23 protein-coding genes and 1 pseudogene are annotated in these 21,438 nt (G+C 65.0%); 9 read left to right on the forward strand and 15 right to left on the reverse strand.

Annotated features, from left to right (window positions below; genetic code table 11):
- Positions 1 to 5: 5 nt before the first annotated feature.
- The 11 genes from ACWEVR_RS13945 to ACWEVR_RS13995 form a co-directional block, all read right to left on the reverse strand.
- On the reverse strand, positions 6 to 1,649 hold the full coding sequence (locus tag ACWEVR_RS13945) for a hypothetical protein (protein WP_452467240.1): 1,644 nt from the start codon (positions 1,647 to 1,649) through the stop codon (positions 6 to 8).
- Positions 1,646 to 2,335, reverse strand: coding sequence for a hypothetical protein (locus ACWEVR_RS13950; protein ID WP_452467241.1), 690 nt, complete (start codon positions 2,333 to 2,335; stop codon positions 1,646 to 1,648). Before ACWEVR_RS13950 ends, ACWEVR_RS13945 begins: the two co-directional genes overlap by 4 nt.
- A 14-nt stretch (positions 2,336 to 2,349) precedes the next feature.
- Positions 2,350 to 3,102, reverse strand: a complete 753-nt coding sequence (locus ACWEVR_RS13955; protein ID WP_452467242.1) for a hypothetical protein — start codon at positions 3,100 to 3,102, stop codon at positions 2,350 to 2,352.
- A gap of 16 nt (positions 3,103 to 3,118) precedes the next feature.
- On the reverse strand, positions 3,119 to 3,562 hold the full coding sequence (locus ACWEVR_RS13960; protein WP_452467243.1) for a hypothetical protein: 444 nt from the start codon (positions 3,560 to 3,562) through the stop codon (positions 3,119 to 3,121).
- Entirely contained in the window at positions 3,559 to 3,846 is a 288-nt protein-coding gene (locus ACWEVR_RS13965) for a hypothetical protein (RefSeq protein ID WP_452467244.1), read from the reverse strand. The genes ACWEVR_RS13960 and ACWEVR_RS13965 overlap by 4 nt, the downstream gene beginning before the upstream one ends.
- Positions 3,847 to 3,858: 12 nt before the next feature.
- Complete coding sequence (locus ACWEVR_RS13970; protein WP_452467245.1) at positions 3,859 to 4,407, reverse strand: hypothetical protein; 549 nt, start codon at positions 4,405 to 4,407, stop codon at positions 3,859 to 3,861.
- Positions 4,404 to 5,036, reverse strand: coding sequence for a hypothetical protein (locus ACWEVR_RS13975; RefSeq protein ID WP_452467246.1), 633 nt, complete (start codon positions 5,034 to 5,036; stop codon positions 4,404 to 4,406). Before ACWEVR_RS13975 ends, ACWEVR_RS13970 begins: the two co-directional genes overlap by 4 nt.
- A complete protein-coding gene (locus ACWEVR_RS13980; RefSeq protein ID WP_452467247.1) occupies positions 5,036 to 6,109 on the reverse strand; it encodes a C40 family peptidase in 1,074 nt (357 codons plus the stop codon). The genes ACWEVR_RS13975 and ACWEVR_RS13980 overlap by 1 nt, the downstream gene beginning before the upstream one ends.
- A gap of 167 nt (positions 6,110 to 6,276) precedes the next feature.
- Positions 6,277 to 7,539 carry a cutinase family protein gene (locus ACWEVR_RS13985; protein WP_452467248.1) on the reverse strand — a complete coding sequence of 421 codons (1,263 nt, stop codon included), beginning with the start codon at positions 7,537 to 7,539 and terminating at the stop codon, positions 6,277 to 6,279.
- Positions 7,539 to 8,936: a hypothetical protein gene (locus ACWEVR_RS13990; protein ID WP_452467249.1), complete on the reverse strand. Its 1,398-nt coding sequence runs from the start codon at positions 8,934 to 8,936 to the stop codon at positions 7,539 to 7,541. Before ACWEVR_RS13990 ends, ACWEVR_RS13985 begins: the two co-directional genes overlap by 1 nt.
- Positions 8,933 to 9,103 carry a hypothetical protein gene (locus ACWEVR_RS13995; RefSeq protein WP_452467250.1) on the reverse strand — a complete coding sequence of 57 codons (171 nt, stop codon included), beginning with the start codon at positions 9,101 to 9,103 and terminating at the stop codon, positions 8,933 to 8,935. The genes ACWEVR_RS13990 and ACWEVR_RS13995 overlap by 4 nt, the downstream gene beginning before the upstream one ends.
- A gap of 781 nt (positions 9,104 to 9,884) precedes the next feature.
- Between ACWEVR_RS13995 and ACWEVR_RS14000 the strand changes: the two genes are divergently transcribed.
- The 3 genes from ACWEVR_RS14000 to ACWEVR_RS14010 are packed head-to-tail and all read left to right on the forward strand — an operon-like array spanning position 9,885 to position 12,834.
- On the forward strand, positions 9,885 to 10,313 hold the full coding sequence (locus tag ACWEVR_RS14000) for a hypothetical protein (RefSeq protein WP_452467251.1): 429 nt from the start codon (positions 9,885 to 9,887) through the stop codon (positions 10,311 to 10,313).
- Positions 10,310 to 11,476, forward strand: a complete 1,167-nt coding sequence (locus ACWEVR_RS14005) for a DUF6545 domain-containing protein (RefSeq protein ID WP_452467252.1) — start codon at positions 10,310 to 10,312, stop codon at positions 11,474 to 11,476. Before ACWEVR_RS14000 ends, ACWEVR_RS14005 begins: the two co-directional genes overlap by 4 nt.
- A gap of 2 nt (positions 11,477 to 11,478) precedes the next feature.
- Positions 11,479 to 12,834 (forward strand): cytochrome P450, encoded by a 1,356-nt coding sequence (locus ACWEVR_RS14010; protein WP_452467253.1) that lies wholly within the window; start codon positions 11,479 to 11,481, stop codon positions 12,832 to 12,834.
- A gap of 18 nt (positions 12,835 to 12,852) precedes the next feature.
- On the opposite strand, the gene ACWEVR_RS14015 is transcribed toward ACWEVR_RS14010, so the two are convergent.
- Entirely contained in the window at positions 12,853 to 13,257 is a 405-nt protein-coding gene (locus tag ACWEVR_RS14015; protein WP_452467254.1) for a hypothetical protein, read from the reverse strand.
- Positions 13,254 to 13,925 carry a helix-turn-helix domain-containing protein gene (locus ACWEVR_RS14020; protein WP_452467255.1) on the reverse strand — a complete coding sequence of 224 codons (672 nt, stop codon included), beginning with the start codon at positions 13,923 to 13,925 and terminating at the stop codon, positions 13,254 to 13,256. Before ACWEVR_RS14020 ends, ACWEVR_RS14015 begins: the two co-directional genes overlap by 4 nt.
- Before the next feature lie 332 nt (positions 13,926 to 14,257).
- On the opposite strand from ACWEVR_RS14020, the gene ACWEVR_RS14025 reads away from it, so the two are divergent.
- From ACWEVR_RS14025 to ACWEVR_RS14040, 4 genes are all read left to right on the forward strand, one after another.
- Positions 14,258 to 14,494: a helix-turn-helix transcriptional regulator gene (locus ACWEVR_RS14025; RefSeq protein ID WP_452467256.1), complete on the forward strand. Its 237-nt coding sequence runs from the start codon at positions 14,258 to 14,260 to the stop codon at positions 14,492 to 14,494.
- A 134-nt stretch (positions 14,495 to 14,628) separates the two neighbouring features.
- Positions 14,629 to 15,360, forward strand: coding sequence for a hypothetical protein (locus ACWEVR_RS14030; protein WP_452467257.1), 732 nt, complete (start codon positions 14,629 to 14,631; stop codon positions 15,358 to 15,360).
- Positions 15,361 to 15,480: 120 nt separating this feature from the next.
- Positions 15,481 to 16,587, forward strand: a complete 1,107-nt coding sequence (rlmN, locus tag ACWEVR_RS14035; protein ID WP_452467258.1) for a 23S rRNA (adenine(2503)-C(2))-methyltransferase RlmN — start codon at positions 15,481 to 15,483, stop codon at positions 16,585 to 16,587.
- A gap of 110 nt (positions 16,588 to 16,697) precedes the next feature.
- Positions 16,698 to 17,087 (forward strand): hypothetical protein, encoded by a 390-nt coding sequence (locus ACWEVR_RS14040; RefSeq protein WP_452467259.1) that lies wholly within the window; start codon positions 16,698 to 16,700, stop codon positions 17,085 to 17,087.
- A gap of 410 nt (positions 17,088 to 17,497) precedes the next feature.
- Here the strand turns inward: ACWEVR_RS14040 and ACWEVR_RS14045 are convergent, their stop codons facing one another.
- Positions 17,498 to 18,106 carry a hypothetical protein gene (locus ACWEVR_RS14045; RefSeq protein WP_452467260.1) on the reverse strand — a complete coding sequence of 203 codons (609 nt, stop codon included), beginning with the start codon at positions 18,104 to 18,106 and terminating at the stop codon, positions 17,498 to 17,500.
- 890 nt (positions 18,107 to 18,996) lie between these two features.
- On the opposite strand from ACWEVR_RS14045, the gene ACWEVR_RS14050 reads away from it, so the two are divergent.
- Positions 18,997 to 19,989, forward strand: a complete 993-nt coding sequence (locus tag ACWEVR_RS14050; RefSeq protein WP_452467261.1) for a hypothetical protein — start codon at positions 18,997 to 18,999, stop codon at positions 19,987 to 19,989.
- 234 nt (positions 19,990 to 20,223) lie between these two features.
- Here ACWEVR_RS14050 and ACWEVR_RS14055 read toward each other — a convergent pair whose 3' ends face one another.
- Positions 20,224 to 20,583 carry a hypothetical protein gene (locus ACWEVR_RS14055; protein WP_195029011.1) on the reverse strand — a complete coding sequence of 120 codons (360 nt, stop codon included), beginning with the start codon at positions 20,581 to 20,583 and terminating at the stop codon, positions 20,224 to 20,226.
- A 237-nt stretch (positions 20,584 to 20,820) separates the two neighbouring features.
- Between ACWEVR_RS14055 and ACWEVR_RS14060 the strand changes: the two are divergent.
- A pseudogene (locus tag ACWEVR_RS14060) lies at positions 20,821 to 21,390 on the forward strand (radical SAM protein); the annotation flags it as partial.
- Positions 21,391 to 21,438 lie beyond the last annotated feature (48 nt).

Consider the following 21,438-nt stretch of genomic DNA (forward strand, 5'->3'; position numbering starts at 1 on the left):
GGCGCTCATGGCCGCTGCGGTCCGAGGTCGTCACCGGTCATCTCCGAGCCGATGTCGTCGGCGGCTTCGGCGGCCGAACTCGCCGCCGAGAGCCCTGCTTGGACCGCCATAGAGGCCCCGCCGGTGGCCGCCGCACCTGCCGCGGCCGATCCGCCGCTGGCGGCTGCGGTGCCGCCAGTCTCGGTGGTACCGGCCAGGTCGATGCCGCTGCCGCCGCTGTCGCTGGGTGTGGTGGGTGTGCCAGAGGCGTCGGGATTCTCGGGCTGCGAGCCGGGTCCGGCTTCGAGTTCGAGCCCGGAACGGCCGGTGCCGAGCGCTTTCGGGGAGGACCCGGACTCCAATCGAGCCTGTCCACCGCCGGACGGCAGAGCGGCTGTGCCCCCGTTCCCCGGTGACGGGTCGGTCTCGCCTCCACCGGGGCCGGACGCGGACATGAAGCTGGCGAATCCACCTCCGCTAGAGGAAAAACCGTCACCGCCCATCGCCGCGGCGGCGCCGAGTGCCCCGCCCGCGAGACCACCGACCGCAATGCCGAGGGCGCCGGAGCCACCGGAGACGTGCATGCCCATGAAGTCGAAGAATTTCAGCAGCGCGGGCAGGGCGATCACCGCCAGCGCGACCACCATCAGTCCGGTGACCAAGGTGGTCAAGGACTGCTCTTCGCCGATCAGCGCGAAGCCAAGAGAGTAGATGTAGGCAGCCATGGGTTTGTAGAGGATCAGCGCCACGCAGGTCGCGGCGATGCGCGGGAACCATTGCCGTCCCCATGTGGTGAGCTGTCCAGCCGCCGCGAAGAGTATGAGGTTGTACAACACGACGATTCCGGCTTGGCGGACGAAGCCCATCACCCACTGGATCGCGCCGAGGAGGAACGCGACGATACCCAGCAGCAGCACGCCGCCGGAGTTGCCGATGGTTGAGGTGCCCAGCATGGCTTGGACTCGCTGGCCGAACTGGTTGGCGTCGGTGTCGATCATCTGGTGGGCGAAGTCGTCTCCGGCGTGGATCGCGCCGGAGAGCACGATCAGGGCCATCGAGGAGATGACTATGTATTTCACTCCGCCGAGCAGGATCTGCGCGCCCGGCTCGGTGCGACGGGTCACCATCATCACCATGGAACCGGTGAAGATTCCGGCCATCATGATGAAGAAGACGACCTGCTGCACCGGTGCCTTGTCCGCCATCACGCCCGCGTAGGACAGGCTGATCGAGTCGGTGCCGATCCACCAGGTCATCGACTCGACCAGCAGGTCACCGCTGAACTTGCCGATGGATTCGGCGGCCTTGCCGAAGGCCGAGTCCACCGCCTTGCCGACGGTGTTGTCGGCAAGGCGGCCCGGGTTCAGGTCGATCGTGGTTTGTGTTGCGCCGTTGTTGATTTGGGCTCGGAACGCGGTGTCGTCGTTGGGGTAGAGGTAGCCGGTGTCGGGTTTGTCCGCGCATCCGGGGAACTGGGGGTGCTGCGAGCACCAGATCACGCCGTCGGCGTCGCGCCAGCTCTTCTGCTCGGCGCTGAGTTCGGAGAGTTTCTGTGGCATGTTCGGTGGCGCGGGCTCGGCCGCGACCACCGCCACGGGGCCCACGAGCAGCGCCAGCAGCATGCCCACGAGCGCCAGGGGCCGCAGGATCGACCAGGTGTTCGTTCTCATCGCCCTGCCCTGTCCTGGAAGGTCGTGAATCCGGTCAGGCCCGTGGAGTTCGGTAGTTCGGGTAGGCCGGAATCGAGCTGGTAGATCCAGTCGTTGCCGTCCCAGAGCGCGGCCCGGCGGACGAAGTCGAAGCCGCCCTTGGTCGACGGGACCGCGAAGTAGATCCGCGCGAACATCGGTGTGTAGGTGGCGAATTGGAACGCGACCGGCTGACGGAAGGCCGCGTCGAATTCGTCGGCGGACAGGTTGCGGGTCTGGGTGACCGCGTTGCGGACCTGCTGTTGCTGGCCGAGGTCGCCGCGCACTTGAGTGCCGAGCAACTGCTCGTAGCGGGCGTCGGTCAGCACTCGGGTGGCGATCTGCCACGCTGCCAGGAGTGCGCCCTGCGGGGTGTGGGAGTAGCCGTGCGCGCGCGGACCATCGACCTGGGCGGGCCCGTCTTCGCCGAATGGCAGGCGGATGCCGTTGATCAACTTCCATTCCAGCTCGCGCGGTGGTGTCGTGGTGGTGAGCGCGTCGGGTGCTGGCGGTGTCGCGACATCGTGTGGTTGGTCGCGTAACACGACGACGGCGACGATGGAGGCGACGGTGACCAGTACCGCGGTGACGGCCACCGGCAACCAGCGCCGCGGCGAGCGTGGGTGGCGGTGTGCGGGGTGTTCGGCGAATTCTCGGGTGGTGAACATCAGGGTTTTCCTTGCTACAGCGGGGTGAATCCGGTCAGGTCGGCCGTTTCTGGCAGCGCCGGGGCGCTCAGCTCACTGCTGTAGCGCCAATCGCCGTCGCGCCACACCACCGCTTGGCGGGTGATCCGGTAGGAGCCGGAGGCGCGGGGGTAGGCGTAGTAGATGGTCGCGGCGTCGTCGGTGTAGTCGCCGATCTTGAATCCGGCGGGCTGCACAGTGCTGGCCTGCACGGCGGCCGGGTCCGGCCGAGGCTGGCTGGCACGGGCGGTGAGGATCTGGTGCCGGTCGGCGTCGGAGATCGCGGTCTGGATGTCGAGGACGCGGGCGAAGTCGGGGGAGTAGAGCAGTCGCATGCCGATCTGCAGTGCCGCGACGGTCGCGCCTTGCGGGGTGTGGGCGTAACCGGAGGCGATGGCCCCGTCGATGCGGGAGGGTCCATCCGATCCGGTGAACGGCAGTGGCACGCCGTCGACGCGCTGCCAAGACAGCCCCAGAGGCGCGGCGGTCAACCAGTCCGGGTCGGCGGGGGAGCGGGTGAGCGGAATCTGGGGGACCAGCGATCCCTTCGCGGCGGCCGTCGCGACCGGCGTCGCGGCTGTTGCGATTGCGTCGCCCGGTGTATCGGCCTCACCGTGGACGCCCATGCCGACAGCGGCGAGTGCACCGACAACGGCGAGCGCCGCCGCGGTGATCGACCCGAACAGGTACGCGCGGCGCACTTTCGCCAAGCTGGCGGTGTCGCGAAACTCGGAGGTAGTCAATGACATTGGTGTTCGATCGCTTTCAGAGAAATGTGTTGATGACGGTGTAGGCCGACCCGGACAGCACGGTGGCGACGAGCACGACCGGCAGCGAGAACAGGGCCTTCTTGGCTTGCTCGGATCGCCCGCGAATCCCCACCATCAGCACCGCGGCGCTGATCAGCACGCCACCGACCGCGCAGGCCAGCGCGAGGGTGCGCAGCCAGCCGAGCGAGTCGGCGATGAAGGAATCCAGATCCTCAGGGGCGTCGGCGGGATCACCACCGAACCGGTCCCATCGCACGCCGCCGGTGGCGGGGTCGCGGAGGGGAATTTGCTCGCCGGTGCCGCCACCGCCCGGACTCTGGGGACTGAGCTGCTGACTGGTCGGAGGGGCCGGGGTCGTCGGCGGCTGAGCGTGGACGGCTCCGGCACCCACAGTGGTCAGGGCTGCCGTGAGCGCGAACGCCCCGAGCGCCTTGTTCACTGAAACGCCTCGATGATTCCGCCCGCGCCGCCGGTGATGACGATGCCGAGGATGACCATCGGCAGGTGCCCGAGTGCGTTCTTGGCTGTGTCGCTGCGACCGCGCAGGCCCACGAACAGCATTCCGGCCACCGCGAGCAGTCCGGCGAAAGCCAGTGCGTAGCAGATGGATTTGGCGTAGCCGAGCGTGTCGTTGACGCGATCACCCAGCTCACCGGGTAATTCCTTGGCGGGAGGGTTGGGGACCTGGGCCAGCCAGTCGGCGGCCAAAAGCAGTGTGGACATGGGCTTTTCCCTCTAGTTATCGGTTAGGACACCCGCGTGACGTGCGGGTTCGTGCTCGTCGGCGGGCGCCGGATCGGAAATGGCTTGGGCGGTGGAGGTTTCGTGTTCGAGGGCGGTGACGACCGTGCGGTTCAGCTCGTCACGGAACTCACGTACGACTTCGGCCCACCGATATCTCTTGCGGTCGGTGGCGAAGACGCCGGTGGCCAGCAGGCCCCAGGGGTTGTCGCTGGCGGCCAGTGGTGCGAGCCAACCGAGTCGCAGCACCGGGGTGTCGAGGTTGGCGGCGGCCATCTTCAGGCGGCGCCGCACCACCGAGGGCCAGCGCCCGTCGCTGTCGGCGACGACGACCAGGACCGGGCGCACGGGCATCTTCTGGGCGGTAGCGATGGCCCAGCGCACCGCGACGGCCGTTGCGCGGGTCACCAGCACGTCGACGTGCTGTGTGCCGTTGGCTTCGATGACGCCGACATCGACGCCGCCGAGCAGATGAGCCACCGTGGTCGTGCCGACGCCACCGGCGATGCCGCCGATCACCGGGCGCCGCGGTCGCGCGCTCATCGCGCGCCCACCTGGGACACCCGCCAACCGGCGCCGACCTTGACCAGTGCGAGTCCGATCACCAAGTGACGCTCCGGCAGGGGCCCGTTTGCCGTGCTGACCCTCTGGGTGACCTCGAAGAGCCGGGTCGCGGAGTTCGCGGTGTTCGCGGGCGCGCCGACCTCCGCGCCGGGGCGCACGCCGCCAGCGGGCACGCTCAGTACCGCTGAACGTGCGGTCAGGTCGAGCCAGTCCGCTCCCGGGCCAGATATCGGTGGATAGTCGCGCAGCAGCTGTGTGAGCCGGGGTTCGAGCAACGGGGCCGCGCGCAGCTTGGCGTCGTGCGGAGACAGATCGCGGGTGGTGTCCCACCCGTACCAGATTCGCGCCACGGCGACCGCGACAGCTTCGACGTCGGTGTCGTCGACCGGGCCGATCTCGACGGGAATAGCGGTCGGAACCGCCAGTGGTGTCGAGGCCGGTGTCGCCGGAACTCGCGAGGTGGTGTGGGTCGGGGTCGTGACGGATGTCGTCGGTGTCGCGGTGGTTGTCGGCGCGTTGTGGTCGGCTTGGCCCGTGGAGCATGCCGCCACTGCCAGTACCGCCCCGGCCACGGCGACCGCCTGCATCGTCCAAGTAGTTTTCGGCATCATTGTTTTTGAATTCCTGCTCCGAATCGCCTTATTTCGATTCCCGGCCCCAAATTCGATAATGGGGAGATTTTCACCTGATCCCCCGATTGGGGGGCTTCGACCATTTGTCCGCCGCCGAGCGCGATGGCGACATGTTGCGGATTTTCGCCACTCGGAAAGACGATGTCCCCGGGCTGGATGTCGTTCTCGTCTACGGGATCACCGCGTGTGTCATTGAGGATGGAGGTGGTGTAGTGGGGAAGTTGAATAGATTTGCCGCTCGCCTGCCCTACGGCGTACAGGACGAGCCCCGAGCAGTCGAAGCCGACCTTCTCGTAGTCGCCGAAGGAATCGGCGACACCGCCGTCACGAATTCCCTGTGACGGCCCGTCGAGATCGCCGCCGCCCCACGCATACGGGGTGCCCAGCCAGCACAGTGCCGCCGCGGCCACGTTCGTGCCGAAGGCCGCGCCGGGGCGGAACTGGCTGCAATGGGTGAGTTCGACGGTGCCGAGCTGGGCGTATTTGGCCATCTTGGCTTTGACCCCAGGCGCGTATCCCTCGGTCTCCCCATTGACAACCTGGGGCCCGCCAGCGGATATCACACAGCCGTATCCGCAGTTGTAGGCGGCGAGCACGACGTCGATCAGGTCGCCCTTGATCCGTCCGCTGGCCAGGTCCTGCTTGGCCTGCGCGACGGTGTCGCAGTCGAACTTCGCCTGCGCCATGATCGCGTCGGCCGGATCGAAGGCAGAGATCACGCCGTTTCCATCGGCGTCTACGCCATAGGACGGCCAGGTGTAAGGCATGAACTGCGACAAGCCCTGGGCGCCGGCCGGCGAGACCGCGTTGGGGTTCCAACCCGACTCCTGCTCGATCTGGGCGGCGATCAGCGGGGCCGAGATCTCCTCGCACAGAGTGCCCGCCCGGATGACCCACGCCTCGAATTCGGGCGGAACCATCCCAGTCGCAAGTTTTCCTTGAGCGAAACTCGGATTGTCCCGGTCGCTATCGATGAATATCGCGACAACCAGCACCGGAATCATGACGAGCGCCATCAACAGCGCTAGCAATTTCGATACTGATCTCATCGAGATACACCTCCTTGGGCATGTTTCGTGAAGGCCTGTATTCACTGGGAACGCGGTGAAGTGGTATTTATGCGGCATCGGGGTGCCGAGAGAATTGCGGTCGCTAAGTTATTCCGCTTGCGCCCGGCGCGCTGATACCGGGCGTAAGCGGAAAGGAGGTCACCGAATCAGAGCCCGGCCTGGATCTTCGCGGTCAGCCATTTCACGATCCACTGCGTGGCGGTGTCGCCGCTGGCGTTGACCGTATAATTGCTCGCATAGGACCGGTGCGCGTCCAGAAGGAGGTAGGACACGGCCTGCGATGCCTGCTGAACGAGTTCGTCGGGTTTGGTCAGGCTGACCAGCGCATCGAACTCGGGCATATTGATGACCTGGGCGACGTCATCGAGCATCGTCGAGGAAAACACCATCTCCGCCAGGGTGAGCGGCAGCGAGTACGGTGAAGTCGCCGCGACCACACCGAGTTTCGTCAGCTCGGTGATCACAGAACTGGCGGCCTTCGCGATGAGCTGCGGATCCGCCTCGGCGACATTCTTGACCAGCTCCAGGCCGCGACCGATCGCATAGTTCGGCAGATCCTCCGGCGTGATGTTGAGCAGCGGCACCACCGCGGCGACAACCTTGGACTTACCCGAGAGCGAGCAAATCGTGTCGTTGGGCGCGCACATCGTGGTCACCCGCTCAGCGAGCACGCCCATCCCGCCGTCGCGCTGACCGAGGACACCCTCACCGCCCGGGTCGGCACCGACCAACGTCTCGGCCACCGGCGAGGACTTCGTGTTGACCGAGTGCGTCGACGGAGCACTATCGGAACCAGCCGCGACGGTCGACGCCGAACGTTTCGGGTCCGACAGCAACCCACCGGCCAGAATGCGCGAGGGGTCGATCACACCGCGGCGGTTGCCGACCTCGGACAGGAAGTCGCCCGCGATCAACGCGCCCTGGCTGTAGCCCAGAATGACGAACTTCGACAACGGGCACGCTTGCGACAACTCCGTGGCACGCGCCTCGAGCGCTGACTTGCCGTTTGCGCGAGACTGGCTCAGTGTCAAAGGATTTCCCGTCGCGATGCCCGCGATCGGCCCGCCCACCTGCGCCACGTACGGCACCTGTTCGGCGCGCACTGACGTCGCGTCGGAGGACCCGGCCACCTGCTTCGGTACCGCCTGCGCCGCAGCGGGCGGTGCGGAATTCAAGGCCGCCAGGAGCGGCCCGGTGATCTGGCCGAGCATGCCCGGTACGACGTTACGGTCGGCGTCGGCACTGGTCTCCCAGGTGCCGGGGACCGCCAACGTGATCACATCCGAGCAGTCGGTCGCCGTCGGTGCCGGTTCGGGATCAGCCCAGGCGGGCACCGAGGCAGCCGATGTCAGCACCACCGCCAGCGCCGCCGTGCACGCGGTCCGCCGCGCGATCGTCGCGGCCGACATCACCGCACCAGTCCCTGCACAGCGGTGAGCGCACCGTTCGCCACCTCGGTCAGCGGACCGAGCTGGTCGGACTCCAGCGGTGCCTGCTCGCCGATCGTCGAGGTGACCGCGTCGACGACGCCCGAGGTTCCCGGCGTCGAACGGGCAGCGGCGAGGACATCAGAGGTCACCTCCGCGAACGCGGTGTCCACCGGCGCGGCCATCGGCTCGTTCTGCCACGCCTGCACGCCACCCTCGAGCGCGGAGGCGACCGCGTGAACCGCCTCGACCCCGCCGGGTTGGGCCTGGACCCAATCCACCGCCGACTCGCTCACCGATCGTGCGGAATCGGCGCCAGCGCGCAGCTGATCGTGCAGCGACTGATCGTGCGCACCGGGACCGGGGGATTCTTCCGGCGGAGCGACGAAATCTGAGCCATCACCCGCCGTCGCGACTCCGCCGACGAGAGCGCCGACCGCTCCGCCAGCCACACCACCGACAACCGCGGCGGGAACACCGAGAAACGCGGCGCCGACCGCTGCGCCCGTCGCCGCACCCAGCGCGGTTCCCGCCACGGCGGAGGGGACGATACCGACGATGGGCACCGGCACCAGGGTGCCTGCCGCGGCACCGGTCACACCGCCGATCGCAGCTCCGACGAGACCGCCGCCGACGGCTCCGATCGCCGCAGCGGGAACTCCGAAAGTGATTGCTCCGATGCCGAGTCCGCTCGCACCACCCAGAACCATCGCAGTGGACATGATGTCGGCGCGGGAGGCGTTGATCCCCGCCGATTGCAGGGCGGCGTTGGTGTCGCGCTGGGCGAGGGCCACGTGGCCGTTGACCTTCCACGCCACATCGGCGGGCACCCAGTCCGGGCGGTCGATGGTCAGATCGCCGAGACCGAGTTTCTCCGGGGCAGGAGGAATGATCACCTTCGGAGGTTCGGCTGGGATCGGCGCGGACTCCACCACGACCGGTTCCGGCGCGGGCTGGTGTAGTCGCTGCGGGCTCGATTGCTGCTGAGGTAGCACAGGGCCAGTTCCCTGACCGGTGGACGGTCGCGGGTCGCGATACTGACTCGGATCACTCGGCAACGCGGGCGCGGGAATCACACTTCCCAACGGGGACTGCTCGGCAGGAGGCGAGACCGGAGCGGTCGGTCGCGCCTCGAAACCCGGCTGCGTTGTCGCAGGACCAGCGAGCCCGGGCTGCTGCGTCGGCGCGGCTTGGGCCAACGCCGAGTTCGAGGCCAGGACAATCGCCGCTGCCACCGCCGAGGTCATCGCGACCCGCACAAGGCCGGTGCCCGGTCCGAGCATGCCCGTCATCGGGGCGTTCTTCGCTCCGTGCGCGACGGCGCAATTCCAGATCGGCGCGGTGCGGTTGGCTTCGGGTTCGACAATGTTCGCGGTCATGCGGCAGCCTGCTCGGGCACGCTCGACAGGACGCGCGGGGACGACTTGCCCACGATGCTCGCGGACGCGCCGACTCGGCGTGCCGCAATTACGAACTCCTCGACCTCAACGGCGGGCAGATCGTAGAAGAATCGTGCGCCGCCGGGAAATTCCACGTGCACGGTCATTGTCGAGATTGTGGACATGTTGATGCTCCATTCAAAAGGCAAGTGGGCATGGCGATTCCAGGCTTTGACGTGCACTGATTTGGTGCTGCGGGTCATCCGGTGACCGCGCGGGAATCGCTATCGCCGACGGCCTGTCGCGACGTGCGGGCGCTGCCTAGTCGGCAGGCTGTCCACTAGATCGCTCCCACATCGGCGCCTCACCCTCACTTGCAGTTCAGCGACCGATTTCCGGCCGCGAGATGAAAGTAGAAGGCGCGGGGCAAACGGGCAATGCACAGCTCAGAGTGGTAAATCGAAGTATTGGCAACTATTCGGCACGGGCTACTACGACCACCTTCGATCAGGCTCGATCACCTTCTGTTGCGTGAGATAGATCACGTGCCGGTGGTTTTAGGAACCGAAATCAGCCCTGGGGGCGGCCAACGGCCCCGGTTATGCGTAATCAAGACCGTGGCCGATTGTGTGACGTCTCGCACGCTGATTCACTGTTGTCGTCTCGCCCCTACGGCGGACATTTCCAGGTCGTCGCTGTGGTCCGACGGTCGAGTCCGCTCGTCGGGTTGCTCCATGACCAGGCTCTTTCTGTGGACATGTCCTGATGTGTCAGCTATGTGCCAGCTATTATGTTGGCGAGCTATTAGTTGAACGATCGCTACCATAGACGTGCGCCGCTGGGCGCACAGATGGGGATCGTGTACAGAACTTGGAGGTCCGGACTGCGGTGGATGAGAGCCGGTTACAGAGAATCTTGGACGGAATCCCACTGACACCACCGTGGACGGTGGGGGAGTTCGCAAGGTACCTGTCCGGTCGCCTCGGTAAGCGGATCGTTTTAGCCCCATGGCGAGTGAACGTGCCGTCGGTGTCGCGATGCGGCGCCCTCTGGGTCACGCAGCAGGAGCTCGTCATCAAGTACGACCCCGCGCGATCGGCTCGCGGGCAGCGGCAGGAGATCATGCACGAGGTCGGTCACGTCCTGCTCGAGCACAGGGGTGACGACGAGTTCGAGGTGACGGACTCGTTACTGGCCGATGGCCTGGACCCGCAACGAGTCCGCGAGATCATGCACCGCAGACACTTCGACTCCACCGCCGAGCGCGAAGCCGAATGGCTGGGTACCCATCTGGCGGGAATGAGCCGCGGGCGGCCCGATGACATCAACGGCGCGCGCCACCGCGCGGCATCGGTAATCGAACTGATGTGGCGATGAGTCCCGACCCGAGCCCGTTACTCGTCGCCGAAGCCACCTCCTCACTGTCCGAACCGGTCGCGGCGGCGCTGCTGATCTGGATCGCCGTCGTGGTCGTGGCCCGCATGACGGTGCTCATCGAACGCCTGAGCCTGGACTGGGCACTGGCGACGCTGGCGGTGTCGTTCTGGTTTACCGCGCTGCTGCGGGACGGGGCCGTTCAATCGGTGCTGACACGCTGGATCGCACTCGCTGACATCCGCCTGGCTACCCACGCGGCCGCACTGTGCGCGGCTGGCGCACTCGTGTGGATCGGCCTGTTGTGGCACGCGCGAAAGCCCGTGCGCGACACCACCGTCGCGATGATCTGGGTCGGCGTCGCGGTGCTCGTCGTCGCGCTGGCGTGGATCTCGGCCCCTGCGCGCACGGCCAACATCGCGGTCGAGGAGCTTTCGGGTTGGCGGCCCGGGGTCTATCTGACGACCTATTCGCTGCCAACCGTTCTCGCCGAGCTGATGATTCTGGTCACCGCCATGAGCTTGGTGTGGCATTGGCGCCAGAGCCTCGCGCGCGCGGTGTTCGCGGGTGTCCTGATCGTGTGTATCGCGTTCTCCCAGATCGATGCCTGGACCCGAATCCTTACCGGTTGGATGATCACCGCCGGAGTGCTGGACGACCTCGCCGTCGACCGGGCGGTCGCCAACGATCTGTTGTTCCTGGCACCGGTCGCGCTGGTGATGCTGCTGGCGTTGCCCTCGATCGCCACGTCCCTGGCGATCCGGCTGCGCCGAGACCCCGCCTCGCGCAACATCGCGGTCCTCGAGCCGATGTGGGCGGACATGATGGACGCTCGACCGGAAATGCGTCTGCACGTCACGGCGCGCAAGGCGCTGCCCCAGGTGACCGAACACCGCATGCGCATCGAGATCGAAGACACGATGATCTCGGCCGCGCCCTACCTCGCGGGCCTTGGCCCGAACCCGGACCCGTCCCAGGTGTGCCAGGCGCTGCGCGCCGCCCTCGACGCAGGCGAAGGCGACCACCCCTACCAGGGCGCGACCGCGCCGGAGTGGGTGGGAAACGAGGCATTCGTACTCGAGATCGCCCGCCAATGGAGCCGAACCCGTCCCAGCCCCGACCGAGCCACCGAACCGCACCCGCATCCCAGAGAGGTAACCGTATGACCATGGCGAAACCAACTGCGGCACAGAGTATTCCGCATCCGCCGCGGCGCGTACCGATCCTGGGGGATGTGCTCGGCATGGATCGCCGCCGCCCCAACCAGAAGACGTTGTGGCAGTTCAGCCAGCTCGGGCCGCTGTATCGGCGCACGTTCATCGGCGGCACCCACCTCACCTTCGCCGGATCGTCGGACCTCATGCGCGAGGTCATCGACGAGAAATCCTGGCAACGCCATTTCGCCCGCCCATACGAAAAGCTGCGCGCCATCGCCGGGAACGGCCTGTTCACCGCCTCGAACGACTCGCTCGAGTGGAAACGCGGACACGAAGCGCTGATTCAGGGATTCGTGCCCGCCGCCCTCGCCGACTACCACGACGCCTTCGTCCACGTGGCCGAGCAGACCGCGCAGTGGCTCGGGCAGGGTCGCACCGTCGACGACACCGCCGCGATGATGGGCGATGCCGCGCTGGAGGCGATCGGGCTGGCTGGTTTCGGCTACTCGGTCGGCGCGTTCACCGACCGCGAGAACGGCCGCAATCCGTTCGCCGACGCGCTGACGCGAGTGTTCGCCTACGCCCAGGAATCGGCAATCCCCGTGGTGGGCAAGCTGACCGGCGGCAAGCGCGCCCGCCAAAACGACCGCGACGTCGCGTACATGAAGAACGTGGTGCGCGAGGTGATCGAGGCGCGGCGACAGTCCGGGCAGCGGTACCCGGATCTGCTCGACCGCATGATGTACCCCGTCGACGGGGAGGCGCTGCCCGACGACAACCTCGTCGAACAGGTATTGACGCTCTTCGTCGCCGGGCACGAGACCACTGGCAACCTGTTGGCCTTCGTGACGCACTTCCTGGCCGATGACCCGGAGCTGGCCGCGCGGGTACGCGCCGAGGCCACTGCGCTGACCACGAACGGTCGCATCGCCTACGAGGACGTGGCCAAGCTCGAGGTCACCGACGCGGTGATCGCCGAAGCGCTACGGCTGTGGCCTGTCGCGCCAGGATTCTTCCGCGAAGCGCGCCAAGACACCACGCTCGGCGGATACCTCATCGCCGCGGGCGAATGGGTGTTCGTGCTGCTGTTGGCGGTGCACCGCGATCCGGCCGTGTGGGGGAGCGACGCGGGCGAGTTCCGCCCCGATCGTTGGTTGGGTGGGTTCCGGCCCAAGCCCTGGGCATATCGACCGTTCGGCACCGGCCCGCGCGCGTGCATCGGGCAGGCGTTCGCGCTGCACGAAGCGAAACTGCTGATTGCCTCGTTGGTACGCGATTACGAACTCACCGCGCACAGCGAGCTCGATGTCGAGGAGAATCTGACTCTGCGCCCGGCGAATCTCGAGATCGAGTTCCGCCGCATCTGACGACGCACCGCGGTATGGCTACCGGGTGCGGGGAGGCAGCGCGCGCAGATCAGCGATCAACTCCCTGAGCTTGTCGCGTGTCAACGCCCGCGCCGCGACGTGCTGCACGCCGCGATCACGCGCCAGGGTCCACAGCTGCAGCCGCAGGTCGATGTCGACGTCCTCGTCACCGACCGGAAGTAGGTAGGCCACATCGGTGACACCGCACAGTGCGCACAGCGCTTCCGCGAACTCGCGCGTCACCTTCAGGACCGAACCCGTGCGTAGCGCCTCGATTTCGTCGGCAGCCACCGTACGCCCCAGCGCCTCGGTCAGCGCGGCGGCGACCTGCTCGTTGCTCATCGCCGGTTCGCCCCATCGGTGCGAATAGGCGATCATGCGGTCGATCTTGTCAGCCAACGACAGTGCCATGAGAGTCCTCACCGGTTGATCCGTCGGGTTCCCGAAAGCGTCTGCTCCATCTGTGACCACCGCTGCGCGAACTCCTCGGCGCGCTCGGACTCCGACTCCGGCAGCCGCCCCAACAGCCAGCGCAGATACAACAACTCCGTGTGATCATCGGCCGTGGGTGCCTGCGGCTCGCGGCGCAGATAGTGGCCCAACAGCATCTCGATGGTGGCCGCGCTCAGCGTTCCGTCGAAGCGCTGGTGCTCGATATCGGCGATAGTCCACGCCCTCAGCATGCGGTCAGCGATGGTGTTCATGCCTTCGACCAGCGGTGCGAGACGCTCATCATCACCTGCGATCTCGGTCACTCTCTGCGCCATCGTGACCGTGTCCTGGAACAAATTGGCCGGGATCGGAACGTACAGCACATTCGAAGTCGGACGGGGCGCGTCGGCGCCGTCGATGACCTCCGGGGGCAGGCGCTTGGTGAAGGCGTTCGATGCCGAGCCGTCCTTCCATCGCAGCACCGCGTCCAGCCTGGGCAATGTGTCGTTGCGGATTCGCCCGGCCTGGCCGCTTTCGATCTTGTCGATCGTCCTCGGGTTCAGCCCGACGGCCGCATGAACCGCCTGCTTGGACAAGCCCAGCTCTTCACGCCGTGCCTGCGCTACCTGGCCTAGGTACTCGGGGTGTCGTGTAGTCATCGCCTCGACTCTGTGTAGAAGGGCTCGCAGAACGGGCTGCTGCACCCATATTACTGCCGATACTACATGACATGAGTCGGTACTTACTAGTCGGGAGTTTCGTAGTGACCTGCACCGTCTTCAGCGGTTGGAACCGGTTAACTACATGGAGAGAGTACTGTAAGTGTGTACTAGCAGAGTTGAAAATGCGCACTAAACTGCGTATGCTGCTGCTGCGGTGCAAGGTAGTCGCATGTCAGACCGTGATGTGGCGCCTGTGTAGTGGAGTCTGCTCAGTACCGAGCTAGCTCACAGGCGCTACCCGGCTACCAGTTCAAGTAAGGAAACAGGCAATGGACAACACCAACGACATCTGGCTGACGAGCAAGGAAGTCGCGCTTCGCCTCAAGATCGAGGTCTGCACGCTGGATAGCTGGGCCTACACCGGCACCGGTCCCGACTTCATCAAGCCGGGACGCATTCGGCGCTATGCCTTGGCCGACATCGTCGCGTGGGAGGACCGACTACGAGCCGAAGCGAAACTCCGGCGGCAGATCGCCCAGGCGAACGTCCGGCGTCACGTCGCATAACCGCTCGCAAGCCGGGATGTCGGCAGAGGCTCACCTGATCGATGCGGGGCTTCGCGGGCACACCACTCGGCGCACAAGACTGCTCGAGATAGCCCTCGCTATCGTCGCCAACATCCACACAACGCAGGTATGAAATGAACACCAACCCCGACGGCAACGTTTCACTGTTCGAGCCCACTCGGCGGAAGTCGAGGCCGATCGGCGCTGTCGCCAGCAGCAGAATCGTCCTCGTCGTGCCGACGTTGGAGATGCCGCGCCATCACCCGGATGCTCTTGCGGCGGCAATCCTCCTGATTCAGGGCATCGAGCCGGATGAGCTTGTCCACCTGGGGGATCCTGGCGACGCGTCGTACGTAGAAAAGTGGTACATCGACCCCCTGCGGCGGTCCTACCGCGGACCAATAGGCTTCCAATTCTCTGTGAGCTTGAACGTGAGCAAGTACGACATCACCGCGTTGCCGCCGGTCTATGAGCTCGACGCAAACTGGATCGCTGTCGACCGGCCTGCCGTACCGGCCGCAATCGGGCCAGGTGAAACGGCCCTTCGAGCTGCTGTCGCCGCGGATCGATCGGTGGTCACGGCCGCTACCAAACGCTGCGGAGTTGGTCGACAGATCCGGGTCTATCCGGACGGGAGTCAGAAGGTCTTGATCGGACTCGAGGTCGGCCACATGACAAATTCGTCCTCCGCACCGCTGGGTGCATCCGCGAAGGCGCACAGGGAATCGGTGGCGGTCGCGGCGTTTGAGCTCCGTGCCGATGGATCGAGCCAGCATCACATATTGCGCTATTCGCCCGGTGGATTTTATGTTCCTCCAGCTCTTCAGCAGCTGGCCAGTGCTCGCAATTACAGGACCGCGGCATAATCGACAATTCAGCCCAAGAATGTGGCGTCGATGCTGGGAACGCGCCCGACCTCAATACAGGCATTCGCGTGACGACGCTCTCGGGGAGGCTGGCCCTTCGTGTGAGACAATAGGGGCACTATGACGTCATTGCCCCTGGTAGTCAACGCCCCGTCCCGCGGTCTTCCTCCCCGTCACCTCGCTGACATGTCCACGGAGGACCGCCGTGCGGCCGTTGCCGCCATCGGCGAGAAGCCGTATCGGGCGAACCAGCTGTCGAACCATTACTTCGGACGTCTGACCACAGACGCCGAAGCGATGACGGATATACCAGCATCGGTCCGTACTCGTCTGACCGATGAGTTGATGCCTCCACTGTTCACCGACGTGCGCGCCATCTCCTGCGACAGTGGTACGACCTTGAAAACCCTGCTTCGGGCACATGATGGGTCGCTCGTCGAGACCGTGCTCATGCGATATCCGGATCGGGCGACCCTGTGTATTTCCAGCCAAGCAGGTTGCGGCATGGCCTGTCCTTTCTGTGCGACCGGGCAGGGCGGACTGACCCGCAATCTTTCTACCGCTGAAATTGTCGACCAAGTTCGTCGCGGTGCGGCCGCAATGCGCGACGGTAAAGTCGGCGGTGGGCCAGGTCGACTCTCGAATATCGTATTTATGGGTATGGGTGAACCTCTCGCGAACGTGGGCAGAGTGATCGATGCCATTCACCGAATCTCCGATCCGGCTCCGGCTGGCCTCGGAATATCGCAGCGCTCCATTACGGTTTCGACCGTCGGCGTAGTACCGGCGATCAAGCGGCTGTCGGAACAGGGCTTGCATGTGCGCCTGGCGGTCTCGTTGCATACTCCAGACGACGAACTGCGTGACACTCTGGTGCCGATCAACGAGCGATGGAAAGTCGCCGAAGTCCTCGACGCCGCACGAGCTTACGCCGACCGGACCGGGCGAAGAGTGTCGATCGAGTACGCGCTGATCCGAGATGTCAACGACCAGCCATGGCGCGCGGACCTGCTCGGCAAACTGCTCCGCAAGCACCTGGCCCAGCTCGTCCACGTCAATCTGATTCCGCTCAACCCGACCCCCGGCAGCAAGTGGGATGCCAGTCCCAAACCTGTCCAGGACGAGTTCGTCCGACGGGTGATCGCTTCGGGCGTGAGCTGCACCGTACGCGATACGCGTGGCCAGGAGATCGCCGCCGCCTGCGGTCAACTCGCCGCCGAGGAGTAGGGGTTGGAACGGGCGGGTGTCGAGCCGAATCCTGGTGCTGAACGAGACTTGCGCCGCATTCGTATAGTTGGCGTCTTCGCCGTATGCGGAGTCCTCGGGAGTGGTGACTGATGCCGGAACACCAGCAAATGCAGCCGCCGGACTATCACCGATGCATCGAAACGGTCCTAGACTCGCCCTCTGCCTGTCACCAGCTGCTGAAACAGCTTTCGCAGGCGCACTCGCCACTTGCCCGGTGGAAGGGGCAAAAGCCGACGCCGTATGGCACGGAAGTAGATGAGCTGGTGCCAGCCGAGGTTCGGCTCGCGGCGCTACAAGCGACCTACGACTCCCACCTCGAAATGGAGCAGCAACTTTGGCGTCGCCTCTACGACGTCATGGGCATCCCACCGATGCAATACAGCGCGGTCGAGCTGATCGAATGCGTGCGCCAGACGATCGAGCAACTGCACACGCGCATCGCGCAACTCGAGGATCAAGGCGCCGACGAGGGGCAGTGACCATGAACTCGCCACCTCGATCTTGTGACAGAGACTATCCCGCGCGGCCAGGCAGTACGGTTCAGTGAGCACGTAAACAGGGCGTCCGGTCTGCGCGTAGATCAGGATTGTGTTTCGGCGGTGGCCGCGCGGCGTGGGAATGAACATCGATGTCAACACCCAACACGCGAAGCGTCGGCGGCTCAGAACTCGGGCGGCGCTCGAATCCTGTGTGCGCCATGAGCTGATGCTTAGTTCGGTGATTTCGGCGGTCGCGAAAGACAGTCGGTGCCACCATATAGAGTCCTCCCCATGACAGACATGGGGGATTCTGGACCCTCAGACTGCGGCTCGGTCGTTCTCCGAACATCAATGGGTCGTGGAACATCCGGTACGTGTGACGGAGCTGCCCGGATTTGTGGCGCGGACTGTCACTGCTCCCACAGGATGTAGTGCATCGAGATCACGCCGCCTTTCGGGTACGAGACGAGTTTGACCACCTGTAGCGCCACCATGTTCCCCTCGGCGGTCCGTAGGCAATAGGCCTCACCGGACTCGACCAGATTCTTCGATTCGGAGCCGTCGTCGAGGCGTTTGGAGCACTTGGCCTGATCGGCGCCGGAAGAGATCTCGGCGATCGCTCCACTGGAGGGGTACAGGTACTGCAACGTCGAGGTCGACGGCGACGAGAAGGAGAGGTCGTTGTTCGGGACTGCGATACCGACAGATCCGGATTCCAGGTCCACGCTCTCCCCATCGGTGAGGGTGAAGTCGCCTTGTTTTGGTTGGGCACTCTCCCTGTCCTGGGACGGTTTCGGTTCGGCCTGACCGACGTGGGTTGTCGTAGTGACGATGACCGGTGTCTCACCACCACTTGTATCAGCAGTGCTGGGAGTCTGGTTGGTGGCGCACTGCACGACGATCGCGAGGATCGCGATCGGGATTGCGACAACCGCGGCTATCCCGCTGATCTTCGGCCAGTCGGGGCCGGTAGGCCCGCCGCCACTGCCGCCACCGAAAGGTGTCGGGTCAGCCGTCATTGTTCTGTTCTCCCCCTGGGTATTCCGTGAAGTCGGCTAGGTGTCGGAGCCGGACTGTCACCGGTGCTCTCTGTCGATCTGGTCAAGTACCTCGCGAACTAAGGGCAGCAGGTTCGCACGGACAGAGTACCGCTCGATCGCGGCCGCTTGGCGGTTGTCGGGGTGCTTCTTCTCGATGAGCCATCAAGGCTGCAGCGGCCGCAGCAGCATCGACCGGAATGCATACTGCTGTGCCGATTTCACGCCCGCGCCGGTCAGTTCCTTGATGCGCGGATGTAAACGCTGTCTCCCTCAGCGAACCCGCAGCGTCTGCGTGCCGATCCCAGGTAGAACCTCGAGGAATCTCTCGATCGCGAAACGGTCCAATCGCCTACATGAGCCACCGGGCGCGGGACCAGCTGCTCTTCTGGAAGTACTCCTGAAGGGCGTTCCGCCAGGGCGATTTGGGCAGCCAGCAGACTCAACTGCATCCGGAACTGCGGATCGTTCAGATACTGCTCGCCTGCAGCGACCAGATGACGAACCTGTTCACGGGCGATAATCGAGGCGTCGAGGTCCCCCCGATGTCATGACGACAGGCTAGGGGCGTTCTCCAAGGCGCCACTGCAGGTACAGCCGATCCAGGATTGGCCGAATCGTCTCGACCAGCCGGATCGCTTTCGTCACGCCCGCACATTGCCGCCGGGCGCTCGGTTCTACCTGTGGCGAAGCATGCGAAGCCACAGCATTGGGCGATCGGCCCGTCAAACGCCGTTCGTGTCATCTCTGCAGGCGACGGCTCCTGTAGGCCCGGTGGCCGAGCAGGCCGATATCCTGTCAATCCGTGCCGAAGCGCGGTCGATTCGTTCAACTTGGCTGCGACGGCGGCGTGAGGCAGGGGTAACCAGGGCATGGTCGGCATTTCGATGTCGCCGGAGTTTACGGTGCGATACGACGCGTATTCATTTCCCACTTCAATCGTGTCTAGGGGCACGCTGCAGTTCAGCACCGACCACTTGGCCCATGCGCTGTTCACCACCGGGCGTGCGCCTGCGGATCAGTTCCGGTACGGCAAAGCGTCGACCTGGGAGTGGTTGCATCGAGCATCGCTTATCCCGGCTTACATTCGCCGTCAGCCTGGCGGTGCACTAACACGTTCCCGGCTGGCAGCCGACCTTGACCGATCGGAATTGGTGGGTTTGTCCTACGCGCTCGGCACGGCGATGACAGGGGTCTTTTGCGACCAGGTGCTGGGCGTGAGTCATCTACTACACCTCGATCGCTATGCTTCGACGTACGGAGTCGTTTTCGGCTCCGGACGTAAGCGCGCGGACTTGATCGGATGTTCTGCGTCGGGGTGGGTGGTGGCGGAAGCCAAAGGCCGCTCCCGGGCAATGGAACACGCGTTGCGGGCCAAGCTTGTTGCGCAGAAACGCTCCGTGATTTCTGTTGCGTCCGCGGCGCCTTGGCTTGCGTTAGGGTGCGTCGCTTCGTTCCCCACTGGGCGAGAGATGATCGTTGAGGCTTTCGATCCTGACGAACCATCCGAGGAGGCGATAGCTCTCGATCGGCTGACTCGTGACCGCTACCTCTACGCCTATTATCGGCCATTCATAGAAGCGATCGAGGCTGGTGATCGCGGGGATCGCCTGTCGAACAGTCCATTCGAGCAGGCTCATTTTGGTGCGTTCGGCATCGAGATCGGCTTACTGCCTGAGATCGCTCAACTGGTTAGGGAAGTCGTATCTCCGTTTCGCGTCACTGGGCTCGGCGAGCGCATTGACGAACGACTTGATTCGGCTCAGGAACGCGGTATCGAGATGTTCCGCGACGGCTCGATGGTTCGGACGGACTGGGCAGATGCCATTCGGGACCAGACAGGCAACAACCGACCCATCAGGTGAAGCGGTAAATGCATGGAATTCGGAGTACGTCGAAACGCTGAGCTGTGAAATGACTGCGAGCGGTGGGGTCGGGTTCGGTTGGGAGATCGTGTCTGTGGCGACAGGACATAGTTGTCACCGGCCAGGGGGCTGACCTTATGGGTCAGTCCGGCCTACAGGTCGTGGATGTCACTATGTGCGGGTCTTAGTTGTCACAAGAGGTGTGAATTCCGGCTTCGCCGCACTACCTTGTCGTCACCGGGGCTCGGGTGGTGGTGGGTTGCCCTCGAAGTAGCCATAACCGGTCGGGTCTACCGGCCGCGGCGGCAATTCGCGCAACACGTTGACGATCTTGCGCCACCGGCTCCGCTCGGCTGTCAGGGCCATTTCAGCACCCTGCCGAGTCGCGATCGCGATCTCGGTCTGGCCGGGATTCGGGTCGCGTTCACGAAACTGCGCGATCTGGCGCTGACCTTGCTCGATCTCGCCTTCGATCGCCGCTACTACCGCCTCGGCGGCAGCTATCAGCTCCGGAGTGATCGGGAGCGCACTCGCGAACGTCTCGCTCGCGGCCGTCAAGTCCTTGCCCTGTCCAAACATCTGCTCATTCTCCACCGATGATCGCAATGTGACGGGATTCCTCCGGGGTTAAGGCCCGGCCGAGCGGCACCCGGTGACAGTCGCAACCTGCAAGTGACTGATACAACCTGTCGTCACACGTGTCTGACCTGGCCCGTGGTGGTTGCCGAGGATGGAAATGCTCGAACGTATGTTCGCACGTTCGTAGCGTCACAAGGCTGTCGTCTCTTCAAATTCGGACTAATCGCTGGTCAGGGCATTTGTAAAACGGGGGGCATGGGCGAGCCGCTGGCCAACTACAAGCGGGTAGTGAACGCGGTGCGCCGCATCACTGCCCCAGCACCCGACGGTTTGGGCATCTCGCAACGTTCGGTGACGGTCTCGACCGTCGGGCTGGCGCCCGCCATCCGCAAGCTGGCCGACGAGGACATGTCGGTGCGGCTCGCCGTCTCCCTGCACACCCCCGACGACGAACTGCGCGACACCCTGGTCCCGGTGAACAACCGCTGGCCCATCTTCGAGGTGCTCGACGCCGCCCGCTACTACGCCGACAAGTCGGGCCGCCGCGTCTCCATCGAATACGCCCTGATCCGCGACGTGAACGACCAGCCGTGGCGCGCCGACATGCTCGGCAAGAAACTCCACAAGGCCCTCGGGCCCCTGGTCCACGTGAACCTGATCCCCCTCAACCCGACCCCGGGCAGCGAGTGGGATGCCAGCCCGAAGCCGGTCGAGCGCGAGTTCGTGCGCCGCGTGATCGCCCAGGGCGTGTCGTGCACGGTGCGCGATACCCGCGGCCAGGAGATCGCCGCGGCATGCGGGCAGCTGGCCGCCGAGGGCTGATTCTGAAGCTGTTGCGGCCCAGGCGTTATCGTCGCGGGACCGCAAAGA

The organism is Nocardia sp. NPDC003979, assembly GCF_053605015.1.

Bases quoted from the DNA above. Each gene is read 5' to 3' on its own strand.
- ACWEVR_RS13995 (WP_452467250.1), bottom strand. From the start codon at position 9,103: ATGACCGTGCACGTGGAATTTCCCGGCGGCGCACGATTCTTCTACGAT.
- ACWEVR_RS13980 (WP_452467247.1), bottom strand. From the start codon at position 6,109: ATGAGATCAGTATCGAAATTGCTAGCGCTGTTGATGGCGCTCGTCATG.
- ACWEVR_RS14030 (WP_452467257.1), top strand. From the start codon at position 14,629: ATGAACACCAACCCCGACGGCAACGTTTCACTGTTCGAGCCCACTCGG.
- ACWEVR_RS13970 (WP_452467245.1), bottom strand. From the start codon at position 4,407: ATGAGCGCGCGACCGCGGCGCCCGGTGATCGGCGGCATCGCCGGTGGC.
- ACWEVR_RS13945 (WP_452467240.1), bottom strand. From the start codon at position 1,649: ATGAGAACGAACACCTGGTCGATCCTGCGGCCCCTGGCGCTCGTGGGC.
- ACWEVR_RS14020 (WP_452467255.1), bottom strand. From the start codon at position 13,925: ATGACTACACGACACCCCGAGTACCTAGGCCAGGTAGCGCAGGCACGG.
- ACWEVR_RS13990 (WP_452467249.1), bottom strand. From the start codon at position 8,936: ATGACCGCGAACATTGTCGAACCCGAAGCCAACCGCACCGCGCCGATC.
- ACWEVR_RS14025 (WP_452467256.1), top strand. From the start codon at position 14,258: ATGGACAACACCAACGACATCTGGCTGACGAGCAAGGAAGTCGCGCTT.
- ACWEVR_RS13985 (WP_452467248.1), bottom strand. From the start codon at position 7,539: ATGTCGGCCGCGACGATCGCGCGGCGGACCGCGTGCACGGCGGCGCTG.
- ACWEVR_RS14050 (WP_452467261.1), top strand. From the start codon at position 18,997: ATGGTCGGCATTTCGATGTCGCCGGAGTTTACGGTGCGATACGACGCG.
- ACWEVR_RS13965 (WP_452467244.1), bottom strand. From the start codon at position 3,846: ATGTCCACACTGCTTTTGGCCGCCGACTGGCTGGCCCAGGTCCCCAAC.
- rlmN (WP_452467258.1), top strand. From the start codon at position 15,481: ATGACGTCATTGCCCCTGGTAGTCAACGCCCCGTCCCGCGGTCTTCCT.
- ACWEVR_RS13950 (WP_452467241.1), bottom strand. From the start codon at position 2,335: ATGTTCACCACCCGAGAATTCGCCGAACACCCCGCACACCGCCACCCA.
- ACWEVR_RS14010 (WP_452467253.1), top strand. From the start codon at position 11,479: ATGGCGAAACCAACTGCGGCACAGAGTATTCCGCATCCGCCGCGGCGC.
- ACWEVR_RS13975 (WP_452467246.1), bottom strand. From the start codon at position 5,036: ATGCCGAAAACTACTTGGACGATGCAGGCGGTCGCCGTGGCCGGGGCG.
- ACWEVR_RS14040 (WP_452467259.1), top strand. From the start codon at position 16,698: ATGCCGGAACACCAGCAAATGCAGCCGCCGGACTATCACCGATGCATC.
- ACWEVR_RS13955 (WP_452467242.1), bottom strand. From the start codon at position 3,102: ATGTCATTGACTACCTCCGAGTTTCGCGACACCGCCAGCTTGGCGAAA.
- ACWEVR_RS14005 (WP_452467252.1), top strand. From the start codon at position 10,310: ATGAGTCCCGACCCGAGCCCGTTACTCGTCGCCGAAGCCACCTCCTCA.
- ACWEVR_RS14045 (WP_452467260.1), bottom strand. From the start codon at position 18,106: ATGACGGCTGACCCGACACCTTTCGGTGGCGGCAGTGGCGGCGGGCCT.